Below are 13,568 nucleotides of genomic sequence, written 5' to 3' on the forward strand. Positions count from 1 at the left end.
CCAAAGCTGGCGCTGGGTCAATCAGGGCGGCGAGGATTACCAACTGGCAGCATTGCCCGCCGCTGCGCAACCACCCGGCACCCGAGTAACGGTCACCCTGGCGGCCAATCAAACCGCGTTTCTCGACAGTCGCCTAATCCGCCAGATCGTGCGCCGTTATGCGGATTTCCTGCCGTTCCCGATTCGGCTGAACGGCTTGGGTCCGATCAATGCGGTCAACGCGCCCTGGCACCAGCCGGACTGGAACGATCCGGCAGCGCGAGAAGCCTCGTTGACCACCTTCCTCAGTCAGCGCTACGCCGATTCGCCGCTGCTGGTAATTCCCATAGCTTTGGCGCAACCCTCCGCACGAGGCGGCTTGTTCGTCGCCGCCCGTTATGCGCCTGGCGCGCCAGCGGGTGGAACCCTGGATTTGTTTCAGGCCCGGATGTGCATCCGCCTGAACGACCGTGAACTATTACCGGAATGGGCCCGCTTTGTGCGTGGGGTGGTGGACTGCCCGGAGTTGCAGCCGACCGCCGCCCGCGACAATGTGCTGCGGGACGCCGCCTATCACGCTTTGCGTGAAGCTTTGGGAGAGGTCATCGTCGCCGCCCTGCTCGATCTCGCCGCCCGCGACCGTCCGCGTTTTCTGCAACTGTGCGATTGGCATCACGACGCGGTTAAGGGCATGGCGGCGCAACATCCAGAGTTTGGCGCCGCAGTGCTGGATCACCTGCCGTTTGAGACCCATCAGGGGCAGTTGAACCTGCCCGACTATCTGGCGCGCCAGCCGACGGCGGAAAACGGCAAACGTCCGCTGTACTTCTTCACCCATGAAGCTGATTCTAATCAGTTCTATGCGCTGTGTCAGGCGCACGCCCTGCTGGCGATCAACGCCGGTCGCCCCTTCGATGAAACGCTGTTACGCCGCTATGCCAGCCAGCATCCAGAGGCGATAGAACTCAAGCCCCTGGATCGATTGGACGATCCGGCGCTGTATCAACGGTTGGCGCCGGAGGAGGAAGCGGCTTACGAGCGGTTGGCGCGGGCGATGGATCGGGCGTTGGGAGATATGGAGGTGCGGGTACGGACTCAAGTCCGCCGGTTTCAGCCAGCCACGCTGAGCGCAGTGTTGATTGCCGGCCAGCGGGTCACCGCTTTCGATGAAATGGAACGGGCGCTGGAAAAACCGTTTTTGCTGGACGGGCTGGCAGAACTGGCCGGCGAGGTGCGCGACCGCTTGCGCCAGCATCCGCTGACCCTGTTTCTGAACGCCGTGCATCCGCTGGTGCAACGGCTCGGCGCGTTGACCGATCCCGACGACCCATGCTGTCGCCTGGTACTGACGGGGCTGTATCACGGTGCGCTGCTTAACGCCCAGCACCGGCTGACGCCCGCTGCTGCCCGCCGGTTTCATGCCGATTGGCAGGTATTGTTGCTTGAACACTTGGAATTGTGGCTGCGGACAGCATCTTGCGATACCCAGGAACCTTAACCGGTTCCCGCCCAAAATATCCCCCCGATCCCGGTGAGCGTGCGGGGCTCACCGAGTCGGGGAGAAGAATCAGCTCCGGCTGAGTTGGCGCATCGCTTCCTGCGCATCCACTGCGGCAATAGCGCTCATGTTGATGATCCGCCGCGCCGCTGATGAAGGAGTCAGGACATGCGCCGGCTGGGCCAACCCCAGCATGATCGGACCGATAGCCACGCCATTAGTTAGCATTTTCAACAGGGTGTAGGAGATATTGGCAGCGTCCACATTGGGCATGATCAGCAGGTTGGCCGCACCGATCAGCCGCGATTTCGGGAAGATGCTGGTGCGCAGCCCTTCCGATAGCGCCACGTCGCCGCGCATCTCGCCTTCTACTTCCAAATCCGGCGCCCGTTGCCGAATGATGGACAGTGCCTCGGCCATCTTGTGGGCTTGCGGCGATTTGTAGGAGCCAAAGTTGGAGCGCGACAGCAGCGCCACTTTGGGAGTAACGAAACGGCGCACTTCCTCGGCCGCCAACAGGGTAATGTCGGCCAGTTCCTCAGCGCTGGGATTCTCGTTGAGATGGGTGTCGCAGATGAACAGCGGGCCTTGTGGGGTGATCAGCATATCCAGCGCCGCCGGAGTGCGCACCCCTTCACGCAAGCCGATGATATCCAGTACATAGTCCACATGATCAGGATAGTTGCCGACCAGGCCGCAGATCAGGGCATCGCCGTGGCCCAGCCGCAACAGCAGCGCCCCCACCACCGTAGCGCGAGTGTTGACCCGAATCTGGGCGTTATTAGGGTCTACACCGTGGCGACCGCACAGCCGGTGATATTCTCGCCAGCAGTCCTCGTAGTAGGGATTGTTCTGTTGATCAATCAGATCGAAATCCTGATCGGGACAGATATGCAGGCCAAGTTCATCGATCAGTTGTTCGACCCGCTGGCGGCGACCAATCAGCACTGGATAGGCGATGCCGTCGTCAATGACCGCCTGCGCCGCCCACAGCACCCGTTCCTCTTCGCCTTGGGCATAGATGATCCGCTTGCGGTCGGTCTTGGCGCGGTCGAACACCGGGCGCATCACCATGCCGGAGCGGTAGACATACTGACTCAGCCGTTGCCGATAGGCGTCGAAATCAGTGATCGGATGGGTAGCGACCCCGGACTCCATCGCCGCTTTAGCGACTGCCGGCGGCAGGGTCAGCAGCAGCCGGGACTCGAAGGGTTTGGGGATCAGATACTCCGGCCCGAATGGAACGCTCTCGCCGCCAGCGGCCGCCATTTCCTCGGAGGAGTGGGGTTCGCGCGCCAGTTGCGCCAGCGCCCGCACACAGGCCAGTTGCATCTCGCGGTTGATGGTGGTCGCGCCCACGTCCAGCGCGCCCCGGAAGATGTACGGGAAACACAGCACGTTGTTGACCTGATTGGGATAATCCGAACGGCCGGTGGCAATAATGGCATCGGGCCGAGCGGCCTTGGCTTCCTCCGGCATGATTTCCGGGGTCGGATTCGCCAGCGCCAGAATCAGCGGACGGGCGGCCATGGCCTTGACCATTTCGCGGCTTAGCACCCCGGCCTTGGACAGACCGAGAAAGATGTCGGCATCCACAATCGCTTCAGCCAGATTGCGCGCCGTAGTGTCGGCGGCATAAGCGGCCTTGGACGGATCGAAGTCCTCACGCCCTTGAAACAATACGCCCCGGCTGTCGCAAACGATGACGTTTTGCCGTTGCAAGCCCAGGCTGACCAGCAGATCGAGACAGGCGATGCCCGCCGCGCCCGCCCCGGAAGCGACCAGTTTGACCGTGCCGATGTCCTTGCCGATCAGATGCAGCCCGTTGATCACCGCAGCAGCAGTGATAATTGCGGTGCCGTGCTGGTCATCGTGGAATACCGGAATTTTCATCCGATCCCGCAACTGACGCTCGATGTAGAAGCATTCCGGGGCTTTAATATCCTCCAGATTGATGCCGCCGAACGTCGGTTCCAGACTGGCAATCGTTTCCACCAGTTTATCGGGGTCGGATTCGCTGATCTCGATGTCGAACACGTCAATACCCGCGAACTTCTTGAACAACACACCCTTGCCTTCCATCACCGGCTTGGATGCCAGCGGGCCGATATTACCCAAGCCCAATACCGCCGTACCGTTAGTGATGACCGCGACCAGATTGCCCCGGGCGGTAACAGTGGAGACCTCACGCGGGTCAGCGACAATCGCTTCGCAGGCGGCAGCAACGCCGGGGGAATAGGCCAGCGCCAGATCACGCTGATTAGCCAGCGGTTTGGTGGGGACGACTTCGATTTTACCGGGAGGCGAAGCGCGATGGTATTGCAGCGCCTGTTCATTAAACGTATCAGTCATGGGACAAAAAACTCCTGGAAGGCGGCGGCGGGAATTTCACCGATGAGGCTAAAGCGGGCTAAGGTTAGCGGAAAACGATGGCTAAAAGTGAAACGGATGAATGGGGCAATAATCGCGCCGGAATCCCGGCGATATGCTACCCAAGATAATGAGTGAGAACCCAATGGGGAAGTTATGGGGTTTCGGCTATCTCCCAATCTCCTGCAATACCCCCTCCACCTCATGCGCTCTGGCCTCGGCATCGGGCAATTCCTGGATAAAGCGCAACTTGTCCTTCCCGTCCAACTTGTAGATTTTGGGCTGTTGCTGAATCAGTCGAACCAATTTCACCGGATCCACTTTCGGTTGCGGACCGAAGACGATCCGCCCGCCTTTCGGCCCAGCTTCAATTTTCTTTACCCCAATCGGCAGCGCTCGCAGCTTCAACTCCGTTACCCGAAACAGGGTCTTGACCGGCGTCGGTAACAACCCGAAGCGGTCAATCATCTCCACCTGCAATTCCCGCAACTCGCCATCGTCGCGGGCGCTGGCAATGCGCTTGTACAGAATCAGCCGGCTGTGAACATCAGGCAGATAGTCATCGGGAATCAGCGCCGGGCTTTGCAAATCCACTTCCGGGCCATGATCCAGCGGTCGGTCCAGCTCCGGCACGCGGCCGGCTTTCAACGCCTGCACCGCCCGCTCCAGCAGATCCATATACAAGGTGAAACCGACCTCGTGAATCTGGCCGCTTTGATCCTCGCCCAGCAACTCGCCCGCGCCACGAATCTCCAGATCGTGGCTGGCCAGCATGAAGCCCGCGCCCAAATCCTCCAGTGACTCAATCGCCTCGATCCGCTTGACTGCGTCTGCTGTCATCAGCGGACGCGGCGGCACAATCAGATAGGCATAAGCCCGATGGTGCGAGCGCCCAACCCGTCCGCGCAACTGATGCAACTGCGCCAGTCCCAGCTTGTCGGCGCGGTTGATAATGATGGTATTGGCGCTGGGTACATCAATGCCGGATTCAATAATCGTGGTACAGATCAGCAGATTGCAGCGGCGATGATAGAAATCCAGCATCACCTGTTCCAGCTCCCGCTCGCGCATCTGGCCGTGAGCAACCGCGATCCGCGCGCCCGGCGCCAGTTCCGCCACCTGCGCCGCCATCCGCTGAATCGTCTCCACTTCGTTGTGCAGGAAATAAATTTGCCCGCCGCGTTTCAACTCACGCTGGCAGGCTTCCTGAATCAGCGCCTTGTTCCATTCACCGATGAAGGTTTTGACCGCCAGCCGTCCCGCCGGCGGGGTGGCGATGATGGATAACTCACGCAAGCCGGCCATCGCCATGTTCAGGGTGCGCGGAATCGGCGTTGCCGTCAGCGTCAGCACATCCACTTCAGCCCGCAACGCCTTCAACCGTTCTTTCTGCCGCACTCCGAAACGGTGTTCCTCGTCGATGATCACCAGCCCCAGCCGCTTGAAGGTTACGCTGTCCTGCAACAGCTTGTGAGTGCCGATCAGAATATCCACGGTGCCTTCGACCAGCGCTGTCAAGGTCACCGCCTGCTGTTTCGCCGAGCGGAATCGGGACAGCAACTCAGTCCGCACTGGCCAGTCGGCGAAGCGATCCAGAAAATTCTGATAATGCTGCTGTGCCAGCAGCGTGGTCGGAGTCAGCACTGCCACCTGCCGTCCGTCCTGCACCGCCACGAACGCGGCGCGCATCGCCACCTCGGTCTTGCCGAAGCCAACATCGCCGCACACCACCCGATCCATCGGACGACCCTGGCGCATATCCGCGATCACCGCCTCAATAGCGGTTTGTTGATCAGGAGTTTCCTCAAACGGGAAGGCGGCAGCGAAAGCGGCATAATCGGCAGCGCCCAGATCAAACGCATGGCCGGGCCGGGCCTCACGACGGGCGTACAGATCCAGCAATTCTGCCGCCGCATCGTTGACCTTTTCAGCGGCTTTGCGCCTGACCTTCTCCCATTGACCGCTACCCAGTTTGTGCAAGGGCGCACTGTCCGGCGCTGCGCCGGTATAGCGGCTGAGCAGGTGCAACGACGCTACTGGCACATACAGCCGGTCGCCGCCGGCGTATTCCACTACCGCAAACTCGCCATCAACCCCCGCTACCTCCAGCCGTTGCAGCCCGGCGTAGCGACCGATGCCGTGTTCTTCGTGGACAATGGGCGCACCGAGACTGAGATCGGTCAGATTGCGGATAATGGCATCGGGATCGCGGCTGGGACCACGTCGACGCTGTTGCCGTACCCGTTCCCCGTAGAGTTGCGACTCGGCGATGATCGCCAAGGGTGGTTCGGTCAGCAACAGACCCTGTTCCAGCGGTGCCACCGTCAGCGCCACCTGCAACTCCTCCCGCGCCAGAAATTCGGTCCAGCCTTCGCAGAGCTGTGGTTGCAGGCCATAGCTACGCAAGGTGTCCCGCAAGACCTCACGGCGGCCTGCTGATTCAGCCGCGAACAGCACCCGCCCCGGAAATTCCTTTAGAAATTGTTGCAGTGCGGCGGCAGGATGTTCGGCGCGCAATTCCAGCGGCAGCGCCGGCGGGGGTGCGGTGGGGAAATTAACCCCGCCGTCCCCGGCCACATTCAACTCAACTCGCAGGTAACGTGACAGCGCCCCATCCACCTGGGCCGCATCCAGAAACAGCAGCGGCGGTGGCAACAACGGTCGTTCCGCATCATGGCGACGCTGCTCGTAACGGTCCATCAGTTGATCCTGAAACGCCGCCAGCGCCGCACTCACCCCGTCCAGCCGGATCGCCAGCGTAGCGCCCGGCAAATGATCAAACAGAGTAGCGGTCTGCTCAAAGAACAGCGGCAGGTAATACTCGATACCACCGGGCGCGTTGCCGGCACTCACCTCGCGGTAGATCGGACTGCGTTGCGGATCGCCTTCGAACTGGCGACGCCAGGACTGCCGGAAACGGTTGATAGTGTCCTTGTCCAGGGCGAACTCCCGCGCCGGCAACAATTCGATCTGCGTCACTTTAACGATAGAGAGCTGGGTGTCCGGGTCAAAATCGCGGATGCTCTCCACCTCGTCGTCGAACAGTTCGATCCGGTATGGCCGCTCACCGCCCATCGGGAACAGGTCGAGAATCGAACCGCGCACCGCAAACTCTCCATGTTCAACCACTTGCGACACGCAAACGTAACCGGACGCCTCCAGCCGTTGACGGAATGGTTCCAGATGCAGTCGCTCGCCAACCTTGAGCAGCAGCGCGTAGCGATCCAGATAATCGTGCGGCGCCAGTCGCTGCATCAGCGTCGCCACCGGCACCACCAGCACCCCGCGCCGCTGCTGCGGCAGCCGGTACAGCGCCGCCAACCGCTGCGACACGATGTCCTGATGCGGCGAAAACCCATCGTAAGGCAGTGTCTCCCAGTCCGGGAACGCCAGAATGGACAAATCCGCTCCACCAAAGATCCGCAGTTCGGTCTCCAGCCGCGCCGCAGTCTGACTATCGGGCACAATCGCCAGCACCAGACCCCGATAACGGGCAGCGGTAGCAGCGATTAACAGGGCGGGACTGGCGCCGTGCAACTGACCCCAGTGGATCGGATGTCGAGGGTCAGGCGGCAGGGCGGGGCGAAAAGAATTCAGCGGGATGGGCTGCTCGACAAGCGCGGACATGGATAACGGCGAACCTGGGTGGCTGAAAAGGCTGTTTATTGTCCCACAAGAGCGAAAACCGCGCACAAACCGAACGTTATGAGTTGCGCACCCGGTCAATACACACTCCAATTGCTAAGCTATCCTTGTTCAGTACCATCCGCCGCTTCAACGAACCAAAGGGGGATTTTATGATTACAGCACATGATGAATCCTGTTTTTGCAACCACTCGCATGATCTTTTGCCCACGAATCCGGGCCGCCGCCGTTTCATTCGACTCGCCACCTTGGGCAGTGGCATCGCGCTGCTGGGACTGGTAACGCCTTGGCAGCTCGCCCAATCTGCCGCCGAACATGGTGCCGAGAACGTGGGCGCTGCCCCGGCGCATACCGCTGAAGCCCTGCTGCTCAGTTGCATGGATTATCGGCTGGTGGACGACATTGTTCGCTACATGGATGGCCGGGGCATGACCAACCAGTACGATCACGTGGTTCTGGCTGGCGCTTCGCTGGGTGCGCTGACCGGTGATTTCAAGGACTGGAATAAGACCTTCTGGGAACACCTCAAGATCGCCAGCGATCTGCATCACATCAAGAAGGTCATCTTGCTGGATCATCGCGATTGCGGCGCCTACAAGGTAATTCTGAAAGCGGACTTTTCCAAGAATCCGACGCTGGAAACCCGTGTCCATGGCAAATATCTGCGCGATCTGGCGAAAGAGATTCACAAGCGCTATCCACAACTGGAAACAGAAACCCTGATGATGAGTCTCGACGGCACGGTTGAGACCGTCTCCTCAGAGCTTTAGGGCAAAGCCGCGCTTTGAAACTGCGTTCATTACGGGGGATGCTGAAAATAAAAAAGCCCGGCAAGCCGGGCTTTCGGAAATCTGGTTTGATTAGTCTATCGGGCGAATATTGGTCGCCTGCTTGCCCTTGGGGCCGGTTGTTACGTCAAAGGAAACCTTTTGGTTCTCCCTGAGCGTCTTGAATCCCCGCGCCTGAATCGCGGAGAAATGCGCGAACAGATCATCACCACCGTCATCCGGCGAAATAAAACCAAAACCTTTTGATTCGTTAAACCACTTCACAGTACCAGTAGACATGCTCGATTCCTGAAAACTTAAGAACATTGAAAATTTGGGTTGCTACCCAAACAAGCCGCACGAGAATCAGCGCAGGGAAATATGACGAAAGGAATTGCGGACTGGAGAGCTGCAACCAACGAACACTTTCACTACCTGAACATCACGCATCACTAAGGTAGACGAAGAGTAGGGATCAAGCAAGATGATTTTTCACCAAACAGCGGCAGTCCTGACCGATTGGAATTCGGCAACAAGAGGATCGACCAACACCCACCGCTACGGTGCGCTGTAACGTTCCGCGCCCGCATCGTATTCCGGGAAGCCCACCGCCGCCTGCAACTCGGTAAAAGTCAGTACCTCCGCTGTTTCTCCCCGCTGGATGCACGCCAGCGCGGTGCGCATGGCCTTAATGGACACATTGAGCAAGGTCAGCGGATAGACGGCGATCTGATAACCGATGGCTTCCAGTTGCGCGGGTAGCAGCAGCGGAGTCTTGCCGAACTCGATCAGATTGGCCATCTTGGGGCCGGAAACTGCGCTGCAATAGCGGCGCATCTCTGCTTCGTTCAGCGGCGCTTCCAAAAAGGTGATGTCTGCGCCGATCCCGGCAAAAGCCTGGCAGCGAGCAATCGCCTCATCCAGACTATCGGTGGCGCGGGCGTCGGTACGCGCCATGATCAGAATATCAGTGCCTTCGTTACGGACATCGACCGCTGCCTGCAACCGCAACAGCGCCTCCTCGCGCCCGATGACCGCCTTGCCTTGGGTGTGACCACAACGTTTGGGCATCACCTGATCCTCGATCATGATGCAGGCGAACCCGGCGCGGGCGTAGCCTTCAACGGTACGTTTCACATTGAGCGGGTTGCCAAAGCCGGTGTCACCATCGCCGATCAGCGGAATCGAAACCGCGCCGCAGATATTGCGGCCCTGCTCCACCATTTCGCCGTAGGAGATCAATCCGGTGTCGGGTAAACCCAGCCGGGCGGCAGAGACCGCGAAGCCGCTCATGAACGCGACCGGGAAACCGGCCTGCTCGACCAGTTTGGCGGAGATGGCGTCGTGGCAGCCGGGCATCAGCAGCAAGCCGGGTTGATTTAACAAAGCGCGGAGTTGATCAGCGGGCGTTGGCATCGTGGTTATGATCCAAAATGGGGTGAGTTCGCCAAAAAGCATAGTTGCGGATCGCGCCAGCGGCAAACGCCCGCCGTCTTTTGTAGTATCCATTCAACGGATAAACGACCATGCCGCCGCTGAACTGAGAAAACGCACCCTGACCCACCGGTACAATCAGCGTCAGGCGTGGCTGGCGAACGCGCACCGGGTTTTGGATGAAGCCGTCGCGGCGGCTTACCGCTGGCCGGCGGATTTGAGCGATGAGGAAATGCTGCGGTGGTTGCTGGCATTGAATCGGGAGCGGGTCAATGCCCAGACCACTTGATCTTTCCACTGTATTTCCAAAGCGTTTGAGCAGGAGGATAAACCATGTCAACACTATTAGCGGAACGTGAGTTGCTAAACTCTCAGCCCCGCCATCACTGGACGGTGGCGGAATATCATCGCATGGGTGATATGGGTTTATTGAATGAAGATTCGCGGGTGGAATTGATTGAGGGGGAGTTAATCGAAATGGCACCGATTGGAAGTTCACATGGGGGCGAAGTAAAATACTTCAACAATAAATTTGTTTCGCTACTACAGGGTAAGGTCATCGTATCTGTTCAAGATCCGATCATTCTCGGTGGGTACGCTGAACCTCAGCCGGATATTGCTCTTTTGCGCTGGCGCGATGATTTTTATCGAAAAGCGAACCCGCACCCAGAAGACGTATTGCTCCTCATCGAAGTTTCTGATAGTACCCTGCGCTACGACTGCGACGTTAAAGTCCCGCTCTACGCCAGTCACGGCATTCCAGAAGTCTGGTTGCTGGATATTCAGAATCGGCAACTGGAAATCTACCGCGATCCGATCAATGGACACTATCAGCAACGGGATTGCCGCCAGACCGGTAAAATCGCGCCGATTCTCTGTCCCGATGCCGTGATTGACTTAGCTGAAGTATTCCCTAATCTATAATTGAAGCGATCTCGTAATGGCTGAACTTGCGCTCTTTACCTCTGATAGCACCGAACAGGTACCGCTGAAAGTCTTTACTGAGAAAGCGTACTTGGACTATTCCATGTACGTGATTCTCGACCGGGCGCTGCCTCACATCGGCGATGGATTGAAACCGGTGCAACGGCGCATCGTTTATGCCATGTCCGAACTGGGGTTGAATGCCGGCGCCAAGCATAAAAAATCCGCCCGCACGGTCGGCGACGTGTTGGGCAAGTACCACCCGCATGGCGATTCAGCCTGCTACGAAGCGATGGTGTTAATGGCCCAGCCGTTTTCCTATCGCTATCCGCTGGTGGATGGGCAGGGCAATTGGGGATCGCCCGATGATCCCAAATCCTTTGCCGCCATGCGCTATACCGAGGCGCGGTTGTCGCCCTTTGCCCAAGTGCTGTTATCCGAACTCGGCCAGGGTACGGTGGATTGGACGCCCAATTTCGACGGTACGCTGGATGAACCGGTATGGCTGCCGGCCCGCTTGCCGAACGTGCTGCTGAACGGCGCGACCGGCATTGCCGTGGGCATGGCGACCGACATTCCACCACACGCGCTTGGCGAGGTTGCGGCAGCGTGTCTCTACCTGCTGGATCATCCCGACGGCGATTCTGATCCGCTGCATGACCTGATTCCCGCGCCGGATTATCCGGGTGGAGCCGAGATCATTACCCCGCGTGAGGAACTGCGGAAACTGTACCAAACCGGTAATGGTTCGGTGCGGTTGCGCGCCCGCTTCGAGCGGGAAAACGGCGATGTAGTGATTAACGCCCTGCCGCATCAAGTGTCCGGGGCGCGGATCATGGAACAAATTGCCGCGCAGATGATCGCCAAGAAGCTGCCAATGGTTGAGGATTTGCGCGACGAATCCGACCACGAGAACCCGACCCGGCTGGTCATGGTGCTGCGCTCGAACCGGGTGGATGTGGATTTGTTGATGGACCATCTGTTCGCTACCACCGATTTGGAAAAGAGCTACCGGGTTAACCTCAACATGATCGGCCTGGACGGTCGGCCTCAGGTCAAGAATCTCCGGCAGATTCTCGAAGAATGGTTGCGCTACCGGGTCACAACGGTGCGGCGGCGGCTGGGCCATCGGCTGAATCAGGTCGATCAACGCCTGCACCTTCTCGACGGCCTGCTGATCGCCTATCTGAATCTGGACGAGGTGATTCGCATCTTGCGCACTGAGGAAAAACCCAAGCCGATCCTGATCGCCCGGTTCCAATTGTCCGACCTTCAGGCTGAGGCGATTCTGGAAACCAAACTGCGTCATCTGGCCCGGTTGGAGGAAATGAAACTGCGCGGCGAACAGGGCGAGTTGCGTAAGGAGCAGGAGCAGTTACAACAGTTGCTCGGTTCCGAAAAGCGGATTAACTCACTAATTTGCAAGGAAATTAAGGAGGATGCCAGACGTTACGCTGATCCCCGCCGCTGTCCGCTGGTGGAACGGCGACCGGCGCAAGCGCTGGACGAAACCAGTCTGACGCCAAGTGAACCGACGGTGGTGGTGCTGTCGCAGAAGGGTTGGGTACGGGCAGCCAAGGGGCGCGAGATTGACGCAGCGGCGCTCAGCTATAAAGCCGGTGACGCTTTCCTGGAGCAGGCTCAGGGTCGCAGCAATCAGGCGGCGGTGTTCATGGATACGACCGGGCGAACCTACACTTTGCCCGTCGCGGGGCTGGCCTCAGCGCGTGGTTACGGCGAACCGCTGACCGGCAAGCTGAGTCCGCCGGACGGCGCCCGCTTTGTCCATGTGCTGCTGAGCAATCCCGAAGACCTCTATCTGTTGGCAACCGACGCCGGCTACGGGTTCATCTGCGCGTTAGATGACATGGCAAGTCGCAACAAGGCCGGTAAGCTGGTGCTGACGGTGCCGGATGGAGCGCGGGTGTGGGCACCGCTGCCGGTTGCAAACCTGGAAAGCGACCGCTTGGCCGCTGTCAGTAGCGGCGGGCGGTTGTTACTCTTTTCGTTGCGCGAACTGCCGCGCCTGTCCAAAGGCAAGGGCAACAAAATTCTCGATCTGTCAGGCGACGAACGCTTGGTTACCCTTACCTTGGTGCCCGCAGCACAGGGGATCGTACTCACCGCCGGCAAGCGCGATTTGAAACTGAAGCCCGCCGATCTGGAAGGCTATGCCGGCGAGCGGGGCCGACGCGGCAAGCCATTACCGCGCAGCTTTCAGCGGGTAGAGCGAGTGATGGTGGGGGATTGAATAGGCGCAGCGGTATAACGATGGCGTCTTTCACGGAGAAAATGGATGAAATGAGCAGTAGGGTACGCATTAGTTCTGCTTTTTCAGATTTATCTAGTTGATTTTTATAAAAAATGAAGATAATCCAACCCGAATCAACAGACAAGGCTTGATGAGGTAGCGTATGAAAGAGGTACCGTCGGAAGCGTTAAAAAACTCGGTTGCTGACGCCGAGGTGGGGTTGTTGGCCGGGGTTGGGCAGCGACTCTTGGACTTCTGTGAGCGCTTCGGCGGTCACTTCCGCCAGCGCACGCGGACGGTCGAGGCTTCGGCTCGACACGACTTGCGCGGTCTGCTCCAGGCGGAAACCAAGAACATGGAGCGGGATGGAGGAGGTCATTCCCGACGCCGATCATCCAGCGCTCCAGCACCTGCTGAGCGAGTCGGCGTGGTCAGAACAGGCGGTGTTCGATCAAGTGACGCAGGATGCCAACCGGCTATGGGGGGGTCAGGCCGATAGCCGTCAGCTGATCGACGAGAGCGGCTGCCCGAAGAAAGGGACGCAGTCGGTGGGAGTGGCGCGGCAAGGGTGCGGCCCGTTGGGCAAAGTCGAGAACGACCAGGTCGGGGGGTTCGCGGCGCTGAGCCGGGGAACCGAGGTCCGTTGCGTAAACCATGGTCTTTTATTCCATAGCTCACTTCTTGCTTCAACGAGGTTGCC

Annotated in this window: 11 protein-coding genes; 6 read left to right on the forward strand and 5 right to left on the reverse strand. The window is 59.2% G+C overall.

Translation table 11 applies throughout. The features are described from left to right. Positions 1-1,477 (forward strand): HSP90 family protein (locus BN874_RS21330; protein WP_034436931.1); only part of this gene is annotated, 1,477 nt, incomplete at its 5' end. A gap of 69 nt (positions 1,478-1,546) precedes the next feature. Here the strand turns inward: BN874_RS21330 and BN874_RS21335 are convergent. Both BN874_RS21335 and mfd read right to left on the reverse strand, forming a co-directional pair. Next, positions 1,547-3,829: an NADP-dependent malic enzyme gene (locus BN874_RS21335; protein WP_034436933.1), complete on the reverse strand. Its 2,283-nt coding sequence runs from the start codon at positions 3,827-3,829 to the stop codon at positions 1,547-1,549. Positions 3,830-4,015: 186 nt separating this feature from the next. Further along, the gene (gene mfd, locus BN874_RS21340) at positions 4,016-7,474 is read right to left on the reverse strand and encodes a transcription-repair coupling factor (RefSeq protein WP_034436935.1); all 3,459 of its coding nucleotides are present in this window, start codon (positions 7,472-7,474) and stop codon (positions 4,016-4,018) included. A gap of 170 nt (positions 7,475-7,644) precedes the next feature. Between mfd and BN874_RS21345 the strand changes: the two genes are divergently transcribed. Then, positions 7,645-8,262 (forward strand): carbonic anhydrase, encoded by a 618-nt coding sequence (locus BN874_RS21345; RefSeq protein WP_230314518.1) that lies wholly within the window; start codon positions 7,645-7,647, stop codon positions 8,260-8,262. A gap of 90 nt (positions 8,263-8,352) precedes the next feature. Here BN874_RS21345 and BN874_RS21350 read toward each other — a convergent pair whose 3' ends face one another. Continuing rightward, entirely contained in the window at positions 8,353-8,559 is a 207-nt protein-coding gene (locus BN874_RS21350; RefSeq protein ID WP_034436937.1) for a cold-shock protein, read from the reverse strand. A 258-nt stretch (positions 8,560-8,817) separates the two neighbouring features. Beyond that, complete coding sequence (locus BN874_RS21355; RefSeq protein WP_034436940.1) at positions 8,818-9,675, reverse strand: isocitrate lyase/PEP mutase family protein; 858 nt, start codon at positions 9,673-9,675, stop codon at positions 8,818-8,820. A gap of 1 nt (position 9,676) precedes the next feature. On the opposite strand from BN874_RS21355, the gene BN874_RS21360 reads away from it, so the two are divergent. Genes BN874_RS21360 through parC form a run of 3 tightly spaced genes read left to right on the forward strand, consistent with a single transcriptional unit; the run spans position 9,677 to position 12,868 of the window. Beyond that, positions 9,677-9,982 carry a hypothetical protein gene (locus BN874_RS21360; RefSeq protein WP_154725065.1) on the forward strand — a complete coding sequence of 102 codons (306 nt, stop codon included), beginning with the start codon at positions 9,677-9,679 and terminating at the stop codon, positions 9,980-9,982. Between the two features lie 44 nt (positions 9,983-10,026). Next, on the forward strand, positions 10,027-10,617 hold the full coding sequence (locus tag BN874_RS21365; protein WP_034436943.1) for a Uma2 family endonuclease: 591 nt from the start codon (positions 10,027-10,029) through the stop codon (positions 10,615-10,617). Between the two features lie 16 nt (positions 10,618-10,633). Beyond that, complete coding sequence (gene parC / locus BN874_RS21370) at positions 10,634-12,868, forward strand: DNA topoisomerase IV subunit A (protein ID WP_034436945.1); 2,235 nt, start codon at positions 10,634-10,636, stop codon at positions 12,866-12,868. A 187-nt stretch (positions 12,869-13,055) separates the two neighbouring features. On the opposite strand, the gene BN874_RS26120 is transcribed toward parC, so the two are convergent. Beyond that, positions 13,056-13,187: a hypothetical protein gene (locus BN874_RS26120; RefSeq protein ID WP_268258849.1), complete on the reverse strand. Its 132-nt coding sequence runs from the start codon at positions 13,185-13,187 to the stop codon at positions 13,056-13,058. 46 nt (positions 13,188-13,233) lie between these two features. Between BN874_RS26120 and BN874_RS21375 the strand changes: the two genes are divergently transcribed. Continuing rightward, positions 13,234-13,568: transposase (locus BN874_RS21375; RefSeq protein WP_034436947.1), on the forward strand; the 335-nt coding region annotated here is incomplete at its 3' end.

Source organism: Candidatus Contendobacter odensis Run_B_J11 (assembly GCF_000531125.1).
GTDB classification, from domain to species: domain Bacteria; phylum Pseudomonadota; class Gammaproteobacteria; order Competibacterales; family Competibacteraceae; genus Contendibacter; species Contendibacter odensensis.